18 protein-coding genes are annotated in these 23,487 nt (G+C 48.2%); 9 read left to right on the forward strand and 9 right to left on the reverse strand.

The genetic code is table 11. From position 1 onward, the window contains the following. Window positions 1-100: 100 nt before the first annotated feature. From ACX9NY_RS26210 to ACX9NY_RS26220, 3 genes are all read right to left on the reverse strand, one after another. A complete protein-coding gene (locus ACX9NY_RS26210) occupies window positions 101-1,009 on the reverse strand; it encodes a gas vesicle protein GvpG (protein ID WP_472475964.1) in 909 nt (302 codons plus the stop codon). A gap of 215 nt (window positions 1,010-1,224) precedes the next feature. Next, window positions 1,225-1,773, reverse strand: coding sequence for a GNAT family N-acetyltransferase (locus ACX9NY_RS26215; protein WP_253441402.1), 549 nt, complete (start codon window positions 1,771-1,773; stop codon window positions 1,225-1,227). Window positions 1,774-1,988: 215 nt separating this feature from the next. After that, a complete protein-coding gene (locus ACX9NY_RS26220) occupies window positions 1,989-2,276 on the reverse strand; it encodes a DUF2164 domain-containing protein (protein WP_472479410.1) in 288 nt (95 codons plus the stop codon). Between the two features lie 163 nt (window positions 2,277-2,439). On the opposite strand from ACX9NY_RS26220, the gene ACX9NY_RS26225 reads away from it, so the two are divergent. After that, window positions 2,440-4,173: a glutamine--tRNA ligase/YqeY domain fusion protein gene (locus ACX9NY_RS26225; RefSeq protein ID WP_472479412.1), complete on the forward strand. Its 1,734-nt coding sequence runs from the start codon at window positions 2,440-2,442 to the stop codon at window positions 4,171-4,173. 886 nt (window positions 4,174-5,059) lie between these two features. On the opposite strand, the gene ACX9NY_RS26230 is transcribed toward ACX9NY_RS26225, so the two are convergent. After that, the gene (locus ACX9NY_RS26230) at window positions 5,060-6,289 is read right to left on the reverse strand and encodes an MFS transporter (RefSeq protein ID WP_472475966.1); all 1,230 of its coding nucleotides are present in this window, start codon (window positions 6,287-6,289) and stop codon (window positions 5,060-5,062) included. A gap of 126 nt (window positions 6,290-6,415) precedes the next feature. Between ACX9NY_RS26230 and mobA the strand changes: the two genes are divergently transcribed. Further along, window positions 6,416-7,045: a molybdenum cofactor guanylyltransferase gene (gene mobA / locus ACX9NY_RS26235; protein WP_472475968.1), complete on the forward strand. Its 630-nt coding sequence runs from the start codon at window positions 6,416-6,418 to the stop codon at window positions 7,043-7,045. On the opposite strand, the gene ACX9NY_RS26240 is transcribed toward mobA, so the two are convergent. Then, window positions 7,015-7,986, reverse strand: coding sequence for a helix-turn-helix domain-containing protein (locus ACX9NY_RS26240; protein WP_472475970.1), 972 nt, complete (start codon window positions 7,984-7,986; stop codon window positions 7,015-7,017). The genes mobA and ACX9NY_RS26240 overlap by 31 nt on opposite strands. 248 nt (window positions 7,987-8,234) lie before the next feature. Here ACX9NY_RS26240 and ACX9NY_RS26245 point away from each other — a divergent pair, with 248 nt between their 5' ends. The 6 genes from ACX9NY_RS26245 (at window position 8,235) to ACX9NY_RS26270 (ending at window position 16,468) form a co-directional block, all read left to right on the forward strand. Next, entirely contained in the window at window positions 8,235-10,238 is a 2,004-nt protein-coding gene (locus tag ACX9NY_RS26245; RefSeq protein WP_472475972.1) for a beta-galactosidase, read from the forward strand. 97 nt (window positions 10,239-10,335) lie between these two features. Beyond that, on the forward strand, window positions 10,336-12,126 hold the full coding sequence (locus ACX9NY_RS26250; protein WP_472475974.1) for a sensor histidine kinase: 1,791 nt from the start codon (window positions 10,336-10,338) through the stop codon (window positions 12,124-12,126). Then, window positions 12,123-13,232: a response regulator transcription factor gene (locus ACX9NY_RS26255; protein WP_472475976.1), complete on the forward strand. Its 1,110-nt coding sequence runs from the start codon at window positions 12,123-12,125 to the stop codon at window positions 13,230-13,232. Before ACX9NY_RS26250 ends, ACX9NY_RS26255 begins: the two co-directional genes overlap by 4 nt. A 147-nt stretch (window positions 13,233-13,379) precedes the next feature. Then, window positions 13,380-14,660 (forward strand): ABC transporter substrate-binding protein, encoded by a 1,281-nt coding sequence (locus ACX9NY_RS26260; RefSeq protein ID WP_472475978.1) that lies wholly within the window; start codon window positions 13,380-13,382, stop codon window positions 14,658-14,660. A 99-nt stretch (window positions 14,661-14,759) separates the two neighbouring features. Then, entirely contained in the window at window positions 14,760-15,644 is an 885-nt protein-coding gene (locus ACX9NY_RS26265) for a carbohydrate ABC transporter permease (protein ID WP_124116573.1), read from the forward strand. Then, window positions 15,641-16,468, forward strand: a complete 828-nt coding sequence (locus ACX9NY_RS26270) for a carbohydrate ABC transporter permease (RefSeq protein ID WP_062836914.1) — start codon at window positions 15,641-15,643, stop codon at window positions 16,466-16,468. The genes ACX9NY_RS26265 and ACX9NY_RS26270 overlap by 4 nt, the downstream gene beginning before the upstream one ends. Window positions 16,469-16,633: 165 nt before the next feature. Here the strand turns inward: ACX9NY_RS26270 and ACX9NY_RS26275 are convergent, their stop codons facing one another. Then, window positions 16,634-18,127 carry an aminotransferase-like domain-containing protein gene (locus tag ACX9NY_RS26275; RefSeq protein ID WP_472475981.1) on the reverse strand — a complete coding sequence of 498 codons (1,494 nt, stop codon included), beginning with the start codon at window positions 18,125-18,127 and terminating at the stop codon, window positions 16,634-16,636. A gap of 135 nt (window positions 18,128-18,262) precedes the next feature. Between ACX9NY_RS26275 and ACX9NY_RS26280 the strand changes: the two genes are divergently transcribed. Further along, window positions 18,263-18,871 (forward strand): LysE/ArgO family amino acid transporter, encoded by a 609-nt coding sequence (locus ACX9NY_RS26280; protein ID WP_339238278.1) that lies wholly within the window; start codon window positions 18,263-18,265, stop codon window positions 18,869-18,871. 209 nt (window positions 18,872-19,080) lie between these two features. Here ACX9NY_RS26280 and ACX9NY_RS26285 read toward each other — a convergent pair whose 3' ends face one another. The 3 genes from ACX9NY_RS26285 to ACX9NY_RS26295 form a co-directional block, all read right to left on the reverse strand. Then, the gene (locus ACX9NY_RS26285) at window positions 19,081-19,917 is read right to left on the reverse strand and encodes a methyl-accepting chemotaxis protein (RefSeq protein WP_301290204.1); all 837 of its coding nucleotides are present in this window, start codon (window positions 19,915-19,917) and stop codon (window positions 19,081-19,083) included. Between the two features lie 213 nt (window positions 19,918-20,130). Next, entirely contained in the window at window positions 20,131-21,132 is a 1,002-nt protein-coding gene (moaA, locus tag ACX9NY_RS26290; protein WP_339238273.1) for a GTP 3',8-cyclase MoaA, read from the reverse strand. 119 nt (window positions 21,133-21,251) lie between these two features. After that, the gene (locus tag ACX9NY_RS26295) at window positions 21,252-23,477 is read right to left on the reverse strand and encodes a methyl-accepting chemotaxis protein (RefSeq protein WP_472475984.1); all 2,226 of its coding nucleotides are present in this window, start codon (window positions 23,475-23,477) and stop codon (window positions 21,252-21,254) included. Window positions 23,478-23,487 lie beyond the last annotated feature (10 nt).

Genomic DNA, 23,487 nt, shown 5'->3' on the forward strand with positions numbered 1-23,487 from the left:
CACTTGTTGTGGAGAAGGAGGGGCTTTATCTTGATTCATGCATTAAACCGGGTGTATAAAGAAGCCTGTGCTTGTCTAACGTTCTGGGCCTAATCCTTTGTTAAGATAAGTCTTTGATGCTGTCATTAGGTGACTTGTCGACTTTGCTGGAATTCGGATTCGGCACTGTCTTGGCCTCGCCGTCTGGTCTTGCTCCATGATCATGGATGTGACCTGCTGGACCTTCTGGCTGTTTACCATTGACGAGGTCAGTAACTCGTTGAGTAATGTCTGCCTCGCGCTCATCGAATTGGCTTTGTGTGATCTTGCCGTCGGTTAACTGTTGTTGCAGTTCTGCTTTCTGGGCAGTAACGAGTGTATCAATAACCGTCTGCACGTCCACGTTCTTGGTGGCGGCAATCTCGGCAATAGTGCTGCCTGCTTCACGGGCTTCCTTCAGTTCTTCCGTTGTAACCCCGAGGATGGAGGTCAGTTCCTTGGTATAACGTTCTGCTCCTGGTCCACCAAATCCACCCCGACCACGCCCACCTGCTCCAACGTCCTTCTTATTACCATTTACCAGGTCAGTCACACGTTGTGTAATTGTAGCTGCACGCTCATCGTATTGGGTTTGTGTGATTTTGCCATCGGTCAACTGCTGCTGGAGTTCTGTTTTCTCCGCTGCGACCAGTTGATCAATGACGGTCTGTACATCTACATTTTGGGTTGCTGCAATCTGGGCAATGGTGCTGCCTGACCTGCGCGCTTCTTTCAGCTCATCGGCAGACACGCCAAGCACGGAGGTAAGTTCGTCCGAATAGCGCTCCAGCCCGGGCCCCAAACCTCTAACCCCGTCTTCTGGTTTTATTTTATGTGAATTTATTGTAGGAGCGTTGTCCGTCTGGCCTGAAGGGTTTGCTGCCGGATCTGCATTAGCTACTGAATGTGCAAACATGCCTCCACCGAGTGCAATCGTCATAGCCATTGCGCTGGTAACCACTACTGTTCTTGATGTTTTGGCTCTCTTCATCCTGGATCATCCTTCTTTCTTCTGTAGGTTGGTATGGGTGTTCACCCACAACGTTATATTAGAGAGCAAGAATGAAGGGAGGCTGAGAGGAACCTTAATTGTCAGTAAAAAATGGATCAATAACCAAGAATGCCCCTCACCCGTGTTTAAAATGTACACAGGAAAGGGGCATACGGTTGGTCTTAGTTAGATTTTAACTCAATTATGTAAACAAATTAGCGTAAAAGTTCCCATTCATGCTGCAGCATGCCGTATACTGCATGGTTCACGTAACCTTTAGGCAGCTTCTCTGCCTGACGAATGACACCCTCTAGAACGAATCCGAGTCTTTCCGGGATAGCGCGACTGCGTTTGTTGTTCGTTGCCGAGCGAATCTCAACGCGATTCAGATCCAGTGTGACCAGTGCATAATCAACCAGAACGCGACAAGCGCTTGTCATCAAGCCCTGACCCTCAAAACCTTTCCCAAGCCAATATCCGATGCTCACCGAGCGGTTGGTCCAGTTAATCTCGTGGAATCCGATGATGCCGGCAAGATCACCTTTTAACCACACACCGGCGGTGAAGCCGCCATTTTCAGCACCTTGTTTTAATGCATTAGTAATGAAGTTCGAGGTGTGTTCCACTTCTGTCACATGATCAACCCACGGTAACCAATGTCTCAGTTGATCCCGTGAACGATCCGTGAGTTCGAACAGCGGTTTGGTGTGTTCCATGGCCAGCGGCCGGAGTTCGGTATATTCATCCAATGAATAGGTAAACATGAATGCAACCTTCTTTCTTTATATAGTGTTGTTCAAAAAAATCCACTTTTGATTACGAATTATGCCTAGCGGCATTATCAGCATCGAATATGAAATTCAGCCGAAATGTCCGTTGCTCACGTAGCTCTATCTACGCTCCGCTACTCCATTTCTAGCTTCATTCCATCTTCTCGGTACTGAAAACCAGATTTTTTTGAACACGTGTTTGTAGTGAATTAACGGGAAGTCTTGGGTAACTTTTGTTCCAGTGCAAACAGGTCTTCTTCCATCGATGCCATGCGTTGATTGACCGTTGTGCGCGCGTCACGGAGTGCCTGATTATATATGTAGGGAGCGAGCTGTGTCATGAACAGGTCGAGGACACCCCAAGCGGCCAGATCACCCAGTTCTTCGCCACGTTCCTCTTCGAAATACGACTGGATGGTACGAATGGCTTCATCCTGCTGTTCTTTGGTCAGTTTAAGCGAATTTGATGTGATGGGAAACCCTCCCTTTAATTTTATTTTACTATCATGCTACATGATTCGAGCGAACCCGTCAAAATGGTTTTGGGCCTATTTATGCACGGCTGTACCTGACTTTGGTGCCTTCTTTATTGAACTCCTCCCCCGTTAAAGGTATATTTAAATGAAACGCGTTGCAATTACTGAAAGTTCCAATCAATTCATGAAAGGTTTGATACCTGTGGACAATCGTACAACCCCACCTAACTTTATCAAAAATATTATTACCGAAGATCTCCGGTCAGGGAAAGTCCAGGAAGTTATTACCCGTTTTCCTCCGGAACCGAACGGTTATCTGCATATCGGCCATGCCAAGGCGATCTGGATTAACTTTACGCTGGGCGGCGAATTTGGCGGCAAAACGAACTTGCGCTTTGATGACACGAACCCGGTCAAGGAAGATGTAGAGTACGTTCAATCGATTCAGGAAGATGTGAAATGGCTCGGATACGAGTGGAACGAGAAACGTTTTGCCTCGGATTATTTTGATGAGATGTACAACCGTGCGGTCTTGTTAATTAAAAAAGGTAAAGCCTATATCGACGACCAAAGCGCCGACGAAATTCGTCAAATGCGCGGAACGCTGACAGAGCCGGGCAAGAACAGCCCGTACCGTGATCGTTCGGTGGAAGAGAATCTCGACCTGTTCACTCGTATGCGTGCAGGCGAATTCAAGAACGGGGAGAAAGTGCTGCGTGCCAAGATCGATATGTCTGCACCGAATATCAACCTGCGCGATCCGGTAATTTACCGGATTTCACATGCACATCATCATAACACGGGCGACAAATGGTGCATCTATCCGATGTACGCTTTCGCTCACCCGCTCGAAGATGCCATTGAAGGTGTAACACACTCCCTCTGCTCCCTGGAGTTCGAGGACCAACGTCCATTCTACGATTGGGTTATTGCGGAATGTGAGATGGAGAGCCAACCGCGTCAATACGAATTTGGCCGCCTGAACCTGTCCCAGATGGTGACCAGCAAGCGGAAGCTGAAGCTGCTCGTGGACGAAGGCCATGTGGATGGTTGGGATGATCCTCGTATGCCGACCATTTCGGGTCTGCGCCGCCGGGGATATACGCCGGAAGCCATTCGTGATTTTGTATTCGAGACAGGCATTTCCAAGAGCCAAGGGGTCATCGACCTGCAAACGCTGGAGCACTTTGTACGTGAAGACCTGAAACTGAAAGCTCCACGCACGATGGCTGTCCTGCACCCGCTCAAAGTGGTTATTACCAACTACCCGGAAGGGCAAGTGGAATGGCTCGAAGCAGAGAACAATGTGGAGAACCCGGAGATGGGGAATCGCCAAATTCCGTTCTCTCGTGAGATTTATATCGAACAAGACGATTTCATGGAAAATCCGCCGAATAAATACTTCCGTTTGTTCCCTGGCAACGAAGTTCGTCTGAAACATGCATACTTTATCAAATGTAACGATGTAATCAAGGATGCAGAAGGCAATGTGATCGAGATTCATTGTACCTATGATGTGGAGACGAAGAGCGGTAGTGGCTTCACTGGCCGTAAAGTTAAAGGTACAATCCATTGGGTAGAAGCGACTCAAGCGGTACCTGCTGAATTCCGTCTGTATGAGCCTTTGATCCTGGATGAAGCACCAGAAGCTGAGGTTGAAGTGGCTGTAGCTGGGGCTGAAACGGAGGTTGTGGAAGAGCAACCGGAGAAAACGTTCCTGGATCAACTGAACCCGAACTCCCTTGAGGTTGTTCACGGGTATGTGGAACAAGAGATGAAGGAAGCGAACGCTCAGGACAAGTTCCAATTCTTCCGTCACGGTTATTTCAGCGTAGATCCGAAACATTCCGAGCCAGGACGTCCGGTATTTAACCGGGTCGTATCTCTGAAAAGCTCATTCCAACTGCCGAAGGCATAAGCTCGATGAATCAGCTTAAGCTCTGTTCATCGGAGTGCTGGCAAGCAGACAAATGATATGTTAAAGCAAGGGCATCCTTTGTCATGATCATGGCGAAGGATGCCCTTTTGTTTTTCAACATATAGTTAGGTTAGTTTTAGACCGAGTATATAATATGGCATGAGCATGAACATGAGTTGAAGTGGTGGATGTGCGTGTGAGGCAAGAATCTAACGAACCGAGGACATGCTATTAAAGCTTATTTCGGCATTCCAGCAACGTAACGAATCGTAGACACCTTATTTCCTCATTTATCCTGTCTTTTCGAGATTTTTAGTGTCTTTTATGCGATATAACGTGACTGAGATTCCTTAGCTTTAGCATTAGGTGAAATTACTGCAAATAAGGAGTCTAAGGTTCGTTAACATTAGAAGCAGGGCTGTGTTGAGAGTATAGATGAAGCACTTGATGAGGGGGAGTTATGAGAACCGGGATAAAGCTCGGGATAAGTTATATTGCCTGTTGTAAAGTTAGTTTGAGATACAGGGAGGACTGGATCAGAGTACAAACTAGGAACTACTAATGTATCTTGCCACTATTAAGTTGTAATGGGTACAGTTCAGTCTGGAACTGTACAAGGTGAAGGGCATTAAGTCGAGAGCGCCCCTTTCTCTGTTCTTCTTTACTACTACTATCCATAATCTTTTGTTTGAATGTTTGAACGTTAATTTGCACGATAACGGAGAGGACAGAAGAAAGCTGGAGAAGCGGAGTGTTCGCCTTTATCCCTGGATTTTACCCTTTGAAAAGGGAATCAAAAAAATCCGGGGATAACAGCGATCGAAAGATTCTTCTGTCATCGTAGTGCTCTTGTGTAAATCAATCTTTCAATTTTTCTAACAAAAGATTATCTCTCCTCATCCATATTGCCCATCTCCGTCAACACAACCGGCTGATAGCCGTTACGGCGGTTTGACAACCACATGATGCTGAATCCAACAGCACCGATGAGCGAGAAGAATACGCCAATACTGTACATGACTTCCGCCCCGAAGTTCTGGAACAGCCAGCCGCCGAACAGACCCGCAATAACCCCTGAGAGACCGCCCCAGGCCATCGTATAGACCGCTTGACCGGAGGAACGATAGGGTCTTGGAATGAACAGCATGGTCAGTTGTGTGCCTACATAGAAGTACCCACCGAACGTGATGGAATGCATCAGCTGAATGAATACAATCTCCATCGGGTTGCTGGCCAGTGCCATAAGCTGCCAGCGCAGTGCAAACAGCAGACTGATCAGGATGAGAGAGGCCAGAAGCATACTCATTTTGCGTTTGAGCAAGCGGTCGAGCAGCAGGAATACACCGACTTCGAGAATGGATGAGGTGAAGATGGCCCAGCCGACCATCTGTTTGTCGCCACCCATCTCTACAATATATAAGGACATAAATGTACTGTTCATGGCATTGGGTACCGAGACCAGTACACCGAGACCGATAAATGTCATGAAATACGGATTGAACATGACTTTGCCAAACCGCCGAAAAGTCACCACGGGTGTATCTGAAGCAATAGGCTGTCTGGGCAGGAACACGGATAACACGAAGGCGACAGTAATCATGCACGCAAAGATAATGGATACACTGCCGATACCAAAACGGTCAATGAGCGGACCGGCTGCAACGGCAGTCAGTGCCCAACCGAGTGAACCCCAGAGCCGGAATGATCCAAACTTCTGGGTTGTGCCATCGATATATCCGAGAATCAGGCTATTGGTTTGAGCGAATAATGGGCTTTGAAAAAAATAAAAAAAGATCATGGCTACATAGATCCATGTATAACTGGGCGCATAGAATACACCTTGGGCGAGCACAAAAGTGCCTCCCATCATGATCATCAGAATGATGCGAATATTGCGGGATTTATCGCTCCAGAAACCCCAGAACGGGTTGGCGAACAAGGAGACAAAAGGTCCAATCGCCATCAGACTGCCAATCTCCAGTTTGGTCATGCCAATCTCTTGCAGATATAACTGCAGGAATCCGGCAAAGATGGAGATGGCGCCATATATGAAAAAGTTATATAGTTTCAGAGATCCCAATGAGGGATTACCTTTTGAAGGTACAGGTCTGTCCAATTAAGCCATTCCTTTCAAATGCATATTGTTCAATGTATCATTTGTTGAAAGGGGATTCAATCTATAGAAAAAGTTGATCCATTGATATAACAAGCTCATATCGTTACCAGGAGGGAACAAGCCAACATGAACTCAAGGGAATGGACAGGCATCATATTGGCAGGAGGTTTATCCAGCCGCATGGGGACCAACAAGGCCATGCTGGAACTAAACGGTTCTGCTGTACTGCAACATGTCACAAAGGCCTTGAGACCCGCAGTATCGCGTATCATCGTGGCTGCCGGACCCCATGTGACAACCTACAGTGCAATGGACTACGACTGCGTTCAGGATCACTATCCGGGGAAGGGGCCACTCGCCGGTCTTCACGCGGCGCTGGAAGCTTCCGATACAGATTGGAATCTGGTATGCGCTTGCGACATGCCGCTCCTGCAAACGTCTTTTTTCGATGGAATAAAAAAGCTGGTTGAATCGCATAACTCATATTCTGCTATCGTTCCACGCGTGGATGGACATGTCCACCCTCTTGCAGGGGCCTACCACAAGCGAGTGCTCCCTGATCTGGAGCAGCGTCTGAATCAGGATCATCTTCGAGTCATGCGATGGCTTGAAGAGATCGGTTGCCGCTATGTGGAAGTGGAAGAGCTTGAGAGCGCAGGTGTCCATCAAGTAGCGATGCAAATGAGTAATATGAACACGCCGGAAGAGTATGAGCGTATACGCAATCAAGATTCCGGACTTGATTCAGATCTATAGGATACAGGATCACCTGATTCATCTGCATGATGGTTGCGGTATTGAAGCGGGCTCTGGCCTGTCCAACGTTTGAATTGTCTGCTGAAATGGGACAGATGGGTGTAGCCGAGCTTCCACGCAATTTCCCCGAGCGACAGCTCAGGCTGTTCGATCAGTACCTTGGCCTCCTGCAATTTCAAGCTGGACAGGTAAGCCCTGGGTGATCGCCCGTACACCTTGCGAAAGACCTGTAGACCATATCCCGGGCTGATGCCAAACGAGGATATAATCTGCTCTACTTTGACCGTGGATACACTGCTTTCCTTGGTTCGAAGCTGGGCATGGAATGCCTGCTTGATTGCCTCCGCTATAGCTCCCGCATAATGCATGGCTGTTGGAGCTGGTGCATGTGAAGCAGCAACGGAAGTTGTGGATTCCGGTTCATTGTCAGCGGCCTGGGACAACAGGGCGAACAGTTCAAACATGCGTGCCTGCATGATCATTTTGTCCGTGGATGTGTAGGCTTCGGATACATTAATCATGCTCATCCAACTCTCCAGCACAACGCGCATCTTCCGATTAACGGCCGTACCTGCTGCGTAGATTTGGCTATGCTGTGACATTAGCTTCAGGGTAAAGACCGGATCATCCACATTAAAGTGAGCGCTAAAATAAGTCATGCCTTCCGTCGATACACATTGATTCGTATGTTTGAACCCGGGAGGAATGAGAAGAATGGAACCTTCCTCCACGGTATAGGTATAACCATGAATCACACTCTCCTGAGTACCTTGGATGATCAACATAATCTCAAAACCCGGATGTGATTCCTCCGGCATCGCCCATCCATGGGGTACTTGTTGGCTGTGCGCACCATAGAATTTGATGTTGGAGTCGATAATAGGCAGCCAGTGGGCCAGCGTATGGTGAGGCATTTCTCGGAGCTGTGATCGGATATCCATAACATTCACCTCGGAAAAGGGTAAAAACAACTCGCCTTATACAATCGGCACCCTTAGTATACTTCATTATAATCAGTTTAACGCGAGCATGGATAGTCCATGGAACATATCAGCGTTTGAAGAGGTTACTGAACAATCCAAGTTCTTCAACCGATAATAATGTAAACGCTACCATTAAGGCTTGGAATATGTCAACTCTTGCACACGTCAAGATCATTATATTTTCCACTTAAAAAGGAGATTAAATCATGGACAAATTATTATATGGTGTGGCCTACTATGATGAATATATGCCTTATGAAAGATTGGACAAGGACATTCAGATGATGAAGGATGCAGGGATCAACGTAGTCCGCATTGCAGAATCAACCTGGAGTACTCATGAACCGCAGAATGGCGTATTTGACTTCTCTTCGGTAGACCGTGTGCTGGACGCCATGCATGAAGCGGGGATTCAGGTCATCGTTGGAACACCAACGTATGCTGTTCCAACGTGGATGGTCAAGGAACATCCAGACGTGCTGGCTACTACCTCACAGGGACCTGGTAAATATGGTGCAAGACAGATCATGGATATTACACATCCAACCTATCTATTCTATGCCGAGCGGATCATCCGCAAGCTGATCTCTCGGGTAAGCACACATCCAGCGGTCATCGGTTATCAGACGGATAACGAGACGAAACATTACAATACGGCCGGAGATAATGTACAATTGCAATTCGTCAAATATATGCGGAACAAGTTCAGCTCTCTGGATGAGCTTAACAAGGAATTTGGCCTCGATTACTGGAGTAATCGGATCAATAGCTGGGAAGACTTCCCGTCTGTTGTAGGAACGATTAACGGTAGTCTGGGTGCTGAGTTTGCCAAGTTCCAGCGGCAGCTGGTAACCAACTTTTTGGCTTGGCAAGTGGGGATCGTGAATGAATACAAACAGGAAGGACAGTTTGTTACCCAGAACTTTGATTTCGATTGGCGTGGATATTCCTACGGCATTCAAGGGGATGTGGATCATTTTGCCGCATCGAAACCTTTTGACATCACCAGTGTGGATATCTACCATCCTTCCCAGGATGATCTGACAGGCATTGAGATTTCATTCGGCGGGGATGTGGCGCGTTCTACCAAACAATCGAATTATCTAGTACTGGAGACCGAAGCGCAGGCATTCTGGCATTGGGTTCCCTATCCGGGACAACTTCGGTTGCAGGCATTCAGTCATCTGGCATCCGGAGCGAACATGGTCGCCTACTGGCACTGGCATTCGTTGCATAATTCGTTCGAGACGTATTGGAAAGGATTGCTCAGTCATGACTTTGAACCGAATCCGGTGTACAACGAAGCGAAGACCATTGGCAGGGATTTTGCCCGTCTGAGTCCAAAGCTCGTTAATCTGAAGAAAAAGAATCGGGTGGCTGTGCTGTTCAGCAATGAGGCGCTGACATCAATCAAGTGGTTTGGGTTTAACTTCACCAGTGACAAGAATTATAATGATGTGGTTCGCTGGATGTACGATGAATTATATAAAATGAATATTGGCTGTGACCTGATCGACCCGTCTGTTGAGAATTATGCGGCGTATGACGTGCTCGTTGTACCTGCTCTGTATGCTGCATCGGATGCGTTGCTGGAAAAATTGAATCAATTCGTACAGGATGGCGGACATATCGTCTACTCGTTCAAGAGCGGCTTTGCAAATGAGCATATCAAGGTACGCTCTAGCTGCCAGCCTGGCCTAATCAGTGAGGCATGCGGAATCAGCTATAACCTTTTTGTAGAGCCAAAACATGTTTCGCTGCGGGATGATCCATTTGGGGTTGGTGAAGAGCAGAATCAGATCCACACCTGGATGGAATTAATTACACCGACAACGGCTGAAGTACTTGCTTGGTATGATCATCCACATTGGGGTGAATATGCGGCAATTACCCAGAATGCCTATGGAAAAGGCAAAGCAACCTATGTCGGCTGTTACACCAGTTCTGCTGTGATCCGTAAGGTACTGGAACGTGTCATGAAGGAAGCGGGTGTATGGGGAGCTGAGCAGGAACTGGCTTTTCCAATCATTGTGAAGACAGGTGTGAACGATCAGGGAAGTACGATTCGCTACTATTTCAATTATGCGGATGAGGCAACATCCTTCGTGAATGCCTATGGGGAAGGGACCGAACTTCTGGAAGGAATTCCGATTGCTGCGGGAGAGAAGATCGAACTGGAGCCATGGGGCGTACGGATTATCGAACAATAATAGGAAATAATAATTACCAAAATGAATATCAAGACCAAAGCGCCCTCGGCTTCCATGCTGGGGCGTTTGTCTATTTTAGCTCAGGAGTGGATGCGCTGTGTTTACTGAATGTTATCGGAAGCTGACAGATCCTTTCAAACGCAGCATTCGTAATAAATTGATTCTTACCATGACGCTGCTGGCTGTTCTACCCGTCATTGCCATGACCGCTATGGCAGCTGAGAATACCCGCTCTTCCATGGAAGAGGAGATTATGGAGACCAACCGTGCCAATGTGAACTGGGCCTCCATCTATCTGGGCGAACAGTTCGCTCGCATGAACAATATTATCTATTCGATTCAGATCAGTGACGAATTGCATCAGTATCTGGCGTTGAATCAGGAAGCGCCAGCAGCCAGCCGATTTGACGAACAGAAGGCCATGTTCAATATGCTGAACAGTGTATACTATTCTGCCGGCAATTATGTGTTTGGCGTTGAACTGTATCTGAAGGAACTGGACACCTTGTTCACCTTCAACTCCATGGATTCTCGCATCAAAACGGTATCGGAAATCCCGGAAGGGTATCATGAGCTTTTTGCACAACATAAAGATTTTACAATTATCAATGATCCGGACGATCCGCAAAAGTTTCACATGACTCGCAGCATGAATCGCTTCGAGGATCAGGCACAGATCGGCGCCATCAGTCTGGAGGTCAAGTGGGCTGAGTTCAATCAGACCCTGGAGCTGCTGGATAGCAGGGGGGATTATGCAGTATACATCGCCGACAGTGCGGGCAACCCGGTCTATCAGCCGAATCAAAACATCCAGCCGTCCGCTGAAGCATTGGCACAATTGGCAGGCGCCAAAGAAAGATCCGGTTTCATCCGTACAGCCAAGGAATACGTATTCTATCATTCCATCGACCCGTCAGGACTGCGTGTGATCAAGATTGTACCTGCCCATATGATTAACGAGAGTGCCTTGGAAACGATGAAATACGGACTGGTTGTAGGTGGCCTGGCAACCGTCATTTCTGTGGGAATAGCTGCGCTCGTGGCCTGGCGTACATCGAAGCCCATTGTCAGACTGGCCAATTCCATGAAGGGTATTCAGTTGATTAAGGACAGAGAAGTGGTACGAAGCGGCCGGGTGGATGAAATTGGTCTGTTGGAGAAAAATCTGCATGGCATGTCAAGCCGTATACGGGAACACATTCGGGACAACTACCTGATGAATCTGGAGAAGCAGACGGCGGAGCTCAAAGCTCTGCAATCCCAGATCCATCCGCATTTCCTGCAAAATACGTTGCAGATGATTGGCGGCATGGTCTACTCGCAAAAACCGGCAGACAGTTATAAAGTCATTCGAGCCTTGAGCGAGATGTTTCGTTATATTGTGAGAGCGCCGGATGGACTTGTCCCTTTACAGTCTGAACTCGATCAGTTGGAACATTATATGCTCATTCAGAAGCAGCGTTTTGGGGGCAAGCTTGAATATACACTGGAGATTACCGGAGAACTTCGGGCGTGTTATATTCCCAAGTTGTCTTTGCAACCCATTGTGGAGAATGCATTTTTGCATGGTCTGGAGAAGAAACCGGGGGAGTGGAAGCTGGGCATTGAGGTCGTCTGTGAACCTAAAGAGGTAACGATTCGAATTCGTGATAACGGTGTGGGTATGGATGCTGAGAAACTAGCGGAGATGCAGTCCAGGCTGGAGCGACTTACCTGGGAGGCTGATCGGGTATGGAGTTCAGGGACGAGTATTGGACTGGTTAATGCAGCCTCACGAATGGTAATGCATTTTGGACCTGAATACGGGATGAGCATGGAAAGTGAATACGGACAGGGGACGAGTGTTACAGTACGAATTCCCTGCAATACAGGAGGCGAAGCCTTGTGAACAAGGAACTGTACAGAGTACTGCTGGTGGATGATGAACCGTGGAACCGGGATATTTTGCGCAACCTGGGGAATTGGAGTGAACTCGGAATGACGGTTGCAGGTGAAGCAGAGGATGGTGAGCAGGCCATACAACTGGTCAAGCAGCATCAGCCTCACATTATCATTACGGACATGCGCATGCCCGGCACAGACGGTGTGGAGCTGCTACAGACGCTGAGCGGACAGTACCCACAGATCAAGGTGATCGTGGTGAGCGGGTATGATGACTTCAATTATGCCAAACATGCGATCCGCCATCGGGCTGCGGATTATCTGCTCAAACCGGTGAATCCGGATGAACTGAATGGTGTACTAGCCAAATGTGCCAAAGAATTGGAAAAGGTTCAATCTGCGCCGGAATCATGGGAAGCGTATCCGCCTTCCTTTGCTGGTGATTTTTCTTTGTTTCAACAGCAGGCTCGTTTGCGGTTTAATGACCTGAACATTCAAAGTCTGCGGGAATGGTTCCAGCAACTGCAGCAGAAGCTGGAACGCAGCGAGATTAACAGACCCCGGCAGCTTGGACGAGTGGCCTATGAACTACAGGCTTTGCTGGATGAACTCTGTGTCTCCAATGGATTGTACGAGCGGGGTGAAGCAACGGTGTTACCCCCTTCAACAGCGCTGGCTTCCATAGAATCCACAATTGCCTGGATATCCGCCCCATATTACCAGGCTCTCGAGCAACTCATTGCGCAGCGCAAATTCAAGAACAAGCTGAACCTGGAGGAAGTGAAGCAATACATGGAGCAGCACTGTATGGAGATGGTTACGCTGGAGCAGCTCGCCCAGATCTTTTTTGTCAGCAAGGAATATCTCAGCAAGGTATTCAAGAAAGAGTATGAGGTGAATGTGACCGATTATGTCGTCCAGTTACGCATGACACGAGCGAAGGAATGGGTGATGGATGATCAGATTCCGTTCAAACATATTGCCGAGATGGCGGGGTATGAGGATGTGTCCTACTTCTATCGGGTATTCAAGAAACATTTCGGAGTTTCACCGGGGGAGATGCGCAAGGGACTATCGCGTATGCCAGGCAATTCAGGCAGTGGCACGCAATGAGCCGTCCAAGAAAGCCCTTTGGGCTGGATTAAGGTTTAAAATAATCCAATACACAAGTCTAATTTTGTCCAATGAAGCGCTTTCATTTTCTGATATATAATGAGCCTATGAAAGACAAACCAGTCACACACCGGGAGGTCATAAGAGATGAAAGTATGGAAAAGCGTAGCAAGTGCGGTACTGGTCAGTGTTCTGCTCGCAGGTTGCGGTTCCAATGCAGGAACGGACAATGGGCAGGAAGAATCGGCATCAGGCAGCACGGTGTCCCTCAAAGTATTCGTTGCACAACCTCGGCTGAAAGAACACTACGATAAATATATAGAACAGTTCAAAGCCAAGGAGAAAGCAGAGAAAAACATTGAGGTGAACGTGCAACTGGAGATGCCGCCAGCAGACAATGCACCTCAGATTCTGAAGACACGTCTCGCCTCCAATGATGCACCGGATGTGTTCGCCCTGCATGCAGTCAATGAGATTCCACCGTTCAGCAAAGCGGGTTATCTGGAAGATCTGTCGGATCAACCTTTTGTCGATAAATTACTGGATTCGGTGAAACCTTCCGTAACCAATGCGGAGGGCAAAGTCGTAGCTGTTCCATTGGAAACGTTATCATGGGGCTATCTGTACAACAAGGATATCTTCGAAGAGCAAGGGCTGGAAGTACCAACAACGTTAACAGAAATGAAGGCGGTCGTGGAGAAACTGAAAGCAGCCAACATCACACCGTTTGAACTGTCCTACAAAGAATCCTGGATTCCGCAATTATTCCTGCCGCTCACTGTGGGGGCTTTAACACAGTCGGAGCACAAAGACTTCATCGACAAGATGAATCAGGATCAAGGCTCCTTCTCGGATATGAAAGCGTTGTTCGATATCTTCGATCTGGTCAATGCGAATGGTACAGAGAAAGCGCTGGAAGTCGGCGGAGATGATGGTTCAGCAGCCTTCGCTTCAGGAAGCGCAGCGATGTGGATTCAGGGACCATGGTTTGCCGAGACAATTCTGAAATCCAACCCGGACCTGAACTTTGGTGTGGCACCGATGCCGATCAATGATAACCCGGATGATACTAAAATCAATCTGAGTACGTCCACTTCACTGGCAGTATCGTCATCCAGCAAGAATAAAGAAGTGGCACTCGATTTCGTGAACTACATTCTTGATGATAAGGATTCAAGTGCATTCTACGAAGCACTCAAATTCAATCCGGTTGCCAAGATCCATGACTTCAAGAGCTTCCCATGGGTAGACGATGCCCTGAAATATGTAAACGAAGGCAAAGCCTATCAGGACCCTTCTATCCCTCAAGCAGTTAAAGATGAATCAGGCAAAGCGTTACAAGGCTACTACTCCGGGCAATTAAATCAACAGCAGGTTATCGATGCGCTCGACAAAGCGTGGAAATCCTACAACAAAGTCAACAAGTAAGGAGCTGCGAGGCCCAAGCAGATGAAACGGCTGGCAGAACGTTCTTCGTTCCCCCGTTTACAATCGATTATCCGCTTCGAGTGAAAAGGGGGAGAACCTATGGCTACGAATGTGTTCAAGAAGTATCTGTCATTGCTCGCGTTCACTGCGCCTGCCTTTGTCATCTATGCGATTTTCCTGCTGTACCCTACGTTTAGTGGCATGTTCTATAGTCTAACGGATTGGAACGGACTTAATCGGGATTACAGCTTTATCGGTCTGGGCAACTTCGTGGAATTGTTCAAAGAAGATCCGGACTTTCTGAACTCCCTGTGGTTCACGATGAAATATGTAATATTTATGCTCATTCTGCAAAATGGAATTGCCTTGTTGCTCGCCGTGTTGATCGAATCACGGACGCGCAGCAAAGGGCTATTCCGGACCTTGTTCTTCATGCCTAACATGATCAGTACAATCATTAGTGCCTTCATGTGGACATTCATCTTCTCTCAGGTGCTGCCACAGCTCGCACAGAAACTGGCCATTTCATTCTTGGACCAGCAATGGCTGGGAGATCCGAAGTTTTCATTTTACTCCATTCTGATCGTATCGCTCTGGAACGGTGTGGGGTATATGATGATCATCTATCTGGCCGCTCTCCAAGGTGTGCCAAAAAGTCTCAAGGAAGCGGCTGTCATTGATGGCGCCAACGCGTTCCAAGTGCTGCGCAATGTGGTGCTGCCGATGATTACTCATGCTGTGACCATCTGTTTCTTCCTGACGCTGAACGGAGCATTTAAAGTGTTCGAAGTGGTCTATGGACTGACGGGTGGTGGACCGGGCCGGGCGACGCAGGTTATCACGATGAACATCTATGAAGAAGCGTTCTCCAATAACTTCAGGTACGGCTATGCGAGTGCAAAATCGGTTGTGCTGTTCATCATCGTTCTAATCTTCACACTCATCCAGATCACCGTCATGAAGAAGAAAGAGGTGGAAGCATGAGGATGCAACGACTGAACAGTTATCTGATCCGCCTGCTGCTGATCTTGGGATCTCTTGTGGCCATGCTGCCGATCTACATGGCGGTAGTGAACTCTTTTAAAACACAAGGAGAGATGTTCCAATCCTTTATCGCACTGCCGACGACGCTTCACTGGGAGAATTATTCGGACGCATTTAACAAAATCAATCTGTTGGGCAGTTCGATGAACTCCGCGATTGTATCCTTTCTGGGGATCGGAGGAATCGTCTTCTGTGCCTCATTGGCTGGATACAAGCTGTCACGTACCTCTGGTCGACTGAGCAATCTGATCTTCTTCCTGTTTGTGGCATCCATGCTGGTGCCGTTCCATTCGATCATGATTCCGCTGACACGGGTAGCCAAAGGCATGGGTGTACAGGGAAGCACGTACGGATTGGCCTTAATCTATATCGGGCTTGGTGTGAACATGGCCATCTTCCTCTATCACGGATTTGTGAAGTCCATTCCGCGGGAATTGGAGGAATCGGCTCAGATTGATGGATGTAACGAGTTCCAGACATTCTTCCAGATTATCTTCCCGCTCTTGCTTCCAATCACAGTCACCATCGCGATTCTGGACTTCCTGTGGATCTGGAATGACTTCTTGTTGCCACTGCTCATGTTGACTGATGTGAATCGGTATACGCTGATTCTGTCCACGAACATGTTGTTTGGCGAATATAACAAGGAATGGCCTTTGATTCTGTCATCCTTGGTTCTGACTGCGATCCCGGTTATCCTGATCTATGCGTTCTTCCAGAAGTTCATCATGGAGGGGATTGCAGAGGGTGCTGTAAAAGGATAGCGAATAGAAGGATGATACGATGAAATCCCGGAGCGCTGTTGGTATCGACCCGCTTTTGGTATTCGTCCAAATGTACAAAACTAACGCAAAAAGCCTTGATCTGAAGGACATTGTCCTTTTCGGTCAAGGTTTTTTTGTTGTGAAATCAGGACCCAGCAATGGAAGTCATGAGCCAGAGTCCATGAGCCTGTGTACAGCTTCTGCAAGGCATTGTAGTCCACGCTCCATCTCCTCAGAAGAAGCATAGGCGTAAGACAGCCGAATGTGACTCGCATCCAGTCGGTCATATAGGTAGCCCGGGTGGATAAGCACATCCTGCTCCAGACAGGTATGGAACAATTGGCGGATAGAGAGAGGGGACACAGTGAATTGCAGCCAGATATAAAAGCCGCCAGCAGGTATTTTCCATTCCGCAATTCCATGAAAGTGACGTTGCAACAGATCCAGCATGAAGTCTCTGCGTCTGCGTAACTCAGGGCGAAGGCGTTCCATATGTTCTGCATGATGTCCTTCTGCGAACCACAAGGCAGCGGCTTCTTGCGCGAGTGAGCTGGTACCATAATCGGTCTGCATCTTGATGTCTGCGAGCCGGCGTATGACCGGCTCTGGCCCAACCAGCCATCCGAGGCGTAAGCCGGGACTGACTGCCTTCGACAGGGTGCCCATATGCAGCACCCGTCCTTCCTGGTCACGCGCTTTTAGCGATGACGGAGGAGGTTGATCCAGCCACAGATCACTATAGGCGGCATCCTCCAGTATGGAGATGCCCATTGTTTGAGCGGTGGTCATCAGTTCTTCCCGGCGCTGATCACTCATCACAGAGCCAGTGGGATTATGAAAGCTCGGGATCGTATAGAGAAGCGAGATGTGGTCTTGATCTTTTACATGCTGCGCTGCGTCCTCCAGACGTGCAATGTGCAATCCATCGTCATCCATCGGAATTCCGCTCATTTTCAATCCTGCCGATTGAAAGGCGTGAATGGAATAAAGGTACGACGGTTTTTCCAGCAGAACCGCTGATCCGCGAGGGAGCAGTCCAACCGAGATCAAGTGCAGTGCCTGAAGAGACCCGGATACAATCAGTATGGAATCTGGAGAGGCTTGAATGCCAGCTGTCTGCAAATGAACGGATAAAGCCTCACGAAGCTCCAGACTTCCCTGAGGTTCCAGGTAGTTCAGTGTGCGAGAACGTTGGGACAGGTCATACAGGATGTCGTTAAAAGCATCCTGAGGCATCAACTCCGGGGCAAGCTCCCCTGTACCAAGACGTATGATGCCAGGCCGAAATTCTGCCTGATTAATCTGCTGGATCTCAGGCAGGTTGGGATAGTACCAACCCTCCTCAATGGCTTCATTCCAGTTGGGCATCGCTCTGTGAGCCATGCCATGCCAACCGGAGCCGGAGATATAGGTTCCCCCGCCATGTCTGCCTTCAAGCAGACCCGCGGCAGCCAGATTATCAAGGGCAGTGACCAATGTACTGCGGTTTACCCCCATGGACTCAGCCCATAGTCGCTGTGAGGGAAGACGGTAGCCTGCCGACCATTCACCTGTTGTGATTTTGTGGCGGATATAGGCTTCAATCTGGCGATATAAAGGCAGGTCGAGAGAAGGATTTGGCTTCCACCTCATGTGTAGTCGGGAATCAAAACGTTCCATGACAGGCAGAATCACCTCCGTTTGTCTGTGTAACGAACACTATAACATTTGGTTGGGTCTGATGCCATCCAAGTGGTTGGTTACGTCAGCCATTATCTGTCCTACGATGGAATACAGAGATAAGGGGGAAGAACGATGGAGGTTGTTATTCACGCAGTGATTCTGGCGTTTGGGCTGATTTTGCCACTGGGTGTGCAGAATGTATTTATTTTTAACCAGGGCATGAGCCAGAGACGTTATATACATGCGCTGCCTGCTGTAATAACCGCAGGTGTCAGTGATACGTTGTTGATCGGGGCAGCCGTTGGAGGAGTATCGCTTATTCTGCTGCAATGGCCAGTGCTGGCGAATGTGTTATATGCAGCAGGAAGTTTGTTTTTGCTGTATATGGCATGGAGTATCTGGAGGTCGTCCGAATCTGAGCAAGGTTCGCAGACGGTAATGTCAGCGGGACGACAGATTGCGTTCGCTACATCCGTATCTCTACTCAATCCCCATGCGCTACTGGATACGGTTGCCGTGATTGGCACCAGTTCACTTCAGTATGTGGGCGTGGAGCGTATGTATTTTGCCCTGACAGCCGCAGTTGTATCTTGGATATGGTTTCTGGGACTTGCAGGTGCGGGTAGGGTGATTGGGAGAACGGATCGAACTGGACGCATCAGTCTGGTGTTTAATCGATTGTCCGCTGTGGTCATGGTCGGGCTGGCCGTTATGATGCTGTGGAAACTCATCTATGCATAGAAGGACGTGATGTGGCTTATTTTGTTTGGAATTAGAAAACTCCCCGTGACGTTAATCACATGGGGAGTTTTATGTAGGTGCTGAATTTGGTTATCAATAGATGCCTGCTGACCTGGTTATTGATATGAAACATGTAGTGCTTGATAACGCTTCGGTGTTGCGTCTTTTATATATGGTTAATCATTTAAGTAAGGGTCATCGTTTCGAATTTATTCTGCCTTCAGCAGCATGGATTCAATAAACACTTTCAGGTCACGGCTTACGCTATTCAACTGATCAATGACCTCGCTGAACTCGGTTACCATCACAGCCTGTTGGTTGCTAGACTGTGAGATGGAAGTGATCTCCTGTTCCATCTGCTGGATGGAATGCTGGACATCCTTCAAGGAACGTTCGATATTTACCGTGGCTTCTTTGGTACCTGTAGAAAGTTTGCGCACTTCAGATGCAACGACGCTGAATCCGGCACCGGCTTCGCCAGCCCGGGCTGCTTCGATAGCCGCGTTCAGACCGAGTAGATTGGTCTGTTCTGAGATTTCACGGATGAATGCGGCGACTTTGTTAACCTCGCCTGAGTTCTGCACTGCCATACGCGTATTGTCCAAAATCTGTGTAGATGAGGCTGTCAATTGTTCGGATTGAGCGGCTACCGTCTGTACCATATCCGTCAATCTGCCGCTGATCCCGCCGATTAATTCAGTGAAATACTCCAGTTTCTCCTCATTCTGAAGAGAGAAACCAATGGCAAGTGTGCCCACAATATTTCCTTGCTCATCCCGAAGTGGGGTGGCCGCCGAATTGATTGATGTGCCATAGAATTTTGCATCAATTCGGTTTGCTGAAGTCTCTCCGTGTATAAGTGCCCGGCGGAGTGTAGGGTCATCGAGGGAAACGGGATCTCCGGCCTTGATCCCCAGATCGAGCTCGTTGCTGGGAACATAATACCAGAACTTCTCCGTATCGGTTACTGCAATCATGATATCGTGTTCTTTGAGCATAATTTTAAAATACGGACTCGCTGCAACGAGTGCTTCAACAATGTTCAATAAGGTTCAGCTCCTATAGTGTATGTGTGCATATCATCTAGATGTATTGTATATACATCGTCAGAATTAGCGGAATCTTGAAGACCCAACAAGGGCAATAACATATATTAATTAAAATTTTAATAAATGAAACAGGAGAATGGATTATTTTCAGAAATTTATGAAAACATGACAAAAAAGCAGGCGAGAACAATCAAGTTCTCGTCTGCTTTATTATCCGCCAATCTGGGACATGCGCCGTACAGTCGGCGTATGAGATTGCATTTTTTGTTCCAAAGCCAGAGCCATTTCATGATTCTTCGGTTTCGTACCCAGCGCTTTGAGGAAGAGTGCCGCCATGGCATCCGGATCATCCACGAAACGGCGAACATTATACTCATCCGACCAGTACAGACAGGCTTTGATATGTCCGTCAGCGGTCAACCGAAGTCGGTTGCAATTATCACAGAAGTGATCGCTCACGGGATGAATCAATCCGAATGTGCCTTCGGAGCCCACAATTTTCATATTGCGTGATGGGCCATTGCCCGCAGGGCCTGTTGTATTTTCTACCGTCCAGCCTGCTTCAGCGCATACATCTGTCACGGCTTCCAGCGGCAAATAAGATTTGCGCCATGAATCCGAAGCGTGTCCAATCGGCATATATTCAATAAAACGCACATGAAGAGGTTGATCCATCGTCATTGCAATGAAATCCTTGATCTCATCATCGTTGATACCCTTCATGAGCACGACATTCAGCTTAATCGGAGCAAGGCCAGCGGCTGTTGCAGCTTCAATGCCTTTCAGTACCTTGTTCACATCCCCGCCCCGGGTAATCATGGAGAAACGATCAGCGCGTAGGGAATCCAGACTGATGTTAATCCGGTTCAATCCAGCGTCCTTCAATGCTTGAGCTTGCTTATCCAGTAGAAGAGCGTTGGTCGTTAGTGCAATATCGTCAATACCTTCAATCGCTGAGATCATGCCGACGAGCTTATGCAGATCCTTGCGCACCAATGGTTCGCCCCCGGTGAGCCGAACTTTACGCATGCCCATCGGAGCGAGCACCTTCAGTACCTGTGCGATCTCTTCGTAGCTCATAATCTCATCATGTGGAGCAAACTCCATGCCCTCTGCAGGCATGCAATACACACAGCGTAAATTACAGCGGTCCGTAACAGAAATACGGATGTAGTCATGTATTCGGCCAAATGAATCCTGAAGCAATTCCATGCAGACCACCCTTTCATCGGTTCAGATTGGAAATCTTCTATTATAAATGATACGACAATTTCAAAAGGAACAGTTGCATCAAATTTTAGCTATTTCTCCAATCCGCGTCAACGATAACGTCAGATGACAGCATTTTTGGCGGGGTGGTTCAGGTGGAATTGTCCCACGAGTTGTTGCAGAAAGACTGTAATGGCTTCCACATTATGCGAAGAATGCTGAACCTGTAACATATCACGAATCAGCTCCATCATCTCGGCTTCTACCTCAGCGGAAGTCGCCCGATTTTGATGGCTGATTGCAGCGATATTTTCCATCAGCATGACCACTTGATCTACGACTTGTGTGCGCTCAGGTTCTTCAGCGGTAGCATTTTTCAGAAGTTGCGAAGCGGCCTGAACCAGTGTCGTTCCTTCAGCAAGTACCTGATCACCCTCTGTGATTAATTGGGAAGCAGCTCCTGCTGCTGTTGAGATTCGGTCCAGAATCTGATGAATATTTTCAGTAGAAGAACGGGATAAATCAGCCAGCTTACGAATTTCCCCTGCCACGACCGAGAAGCCCTGGCCGTGTTCGCCCACGCGTGCAGCTTCAATGGTAGCATTCAGAGCCAGCAGATTGGTCTGAGCTGAAATTTCATCAATGACAGCCAGTGCGCGGTAAATCTCCTTCATCGTATCCATAAAGGACAGGATGGTACGATTGGTATCGGATACCGCTCCCGAGATTTGGGTCATTTTATCGCCGATTCGTTCCACTTCCTGCTGGGCTACGCCGATCTGTTCGGTTGCAGAGGTCTCCAGTTGTTGCAGCGTTATGCGCATGTGATCGGCAGCAATTCTGGCCTGATCCAGATCTTCCAGTTGGGTGCGAATGGCCTGAATCATCGAACCAAGCTTGTGGTTCACACGCTCAGTCGTGCCCTGGGTTGTCTCTGTTGAAGTTCGCATCTGAACCTGATTGTCCATAACGTCTACGGTGGCAAGTTGTACCTTCAGCATAATGCCCTCCAGAGAGTCAATCATGTTGTTGATCCATTTCGCCAGTTCACCCGATTCGTCTTGGGCAAAAGAAGACGTGTCCAGGCGCTGGGTCAGATCCCCCCTGCCTTCCGCATTAATTCGAATAAAACGGCTGATGCGCCGCAAGTCTTCATGAACCCGCCGATATTGGCTACGATGCAGCTGTAATGCAGTGAAGAATCCGAATAACACGTTAAATGCTGCTATTGCTGCTGCGCTCCATCCACTTCCGGTGAAGGCATAGACAAGGGCGGCTCCTGCAACGCCTGACAAAAGCGTGAAGAGACTATGCTGCTTGAACTGGCGCCAGCCGATGTTTCGTATCCGATACACTTCCTCTAAATCACCTTCACACATCATGCCCCAGCGATCAGGACAGTGTGGCAGCTGGAAGGTGATGCCTTTGCCGATTACAGAAATATGTCGGTAATCCGAGTAGCCGGGAAAGGCTACGAACAGATTGGAACCATTCTGAATGGTGTTTGCTACTCCGGGGTGCAGTTCTCCGGTCGATGGATCGGTGAACATCAGTTCCAGCTCGGTATGCTCTTTAACGGAAACGATGCCCCATTCGGTGGTGACGCCATCTTTGAGGTTTTCCCCATGCGTAAAGGTACGGTCTTCGAAGCGGCTTCGGGATAAGGCAGTGCCGGGTTGCAGATGAGGCCGTAATATCGACTCGGCCATAAAGAGGTAATTGTCACCGGAATCGGGATAGATATGACCGGACTCTCGTTGAATCAGGTCACCCAGTACATCCCCGGGTACACGGCTGCATAATGAACCGACATAGCGACCTTCCTGCAGAATTGGGGAGATAAACAGCAAGGTGACATCATCGTGAAAAGCGGACGAGCGTGGACCAATATCCAGCGTCAGGGGATCAGAGTAAGGACCAAACAAGCATTTTTTTTCCTGCTGACCTGCTCTGGAGTACTTCAATCCTGGTCCTATCAAAGCTTCGTGATCCTCATAGATCTGTCCAATATGTTTCTTATATGTAGAGAATACCACCTGATTCTGTTCGTTCAGCATGAATAGCTCCGTACTATCAACAGCTCGAATATAACTGGCTTGAAACCATGCATCTAGTTTGCTTCCTTGCGGTGTACCTTGTAATACATCCTGTAATTGAAGCGACTGTATCTGTTGAAGCAAACGGTCCAGGTGGTTCCACTGTTCATCTGCCCAGTCCATCATAATCTGCCGTCTCGTTTCGGCAATTCCCTCAAAAATCTGTTCCACATCTTCCTTCATATGTGCGTTCAACCGATACGATCGCCACAGCGGCAATCCTTTTCTCCATCCCAGCCAATCAAACATCATGACCACCCCG

This window comes from Paenibacillus sp. CB74, assembly GCF_055687625.1.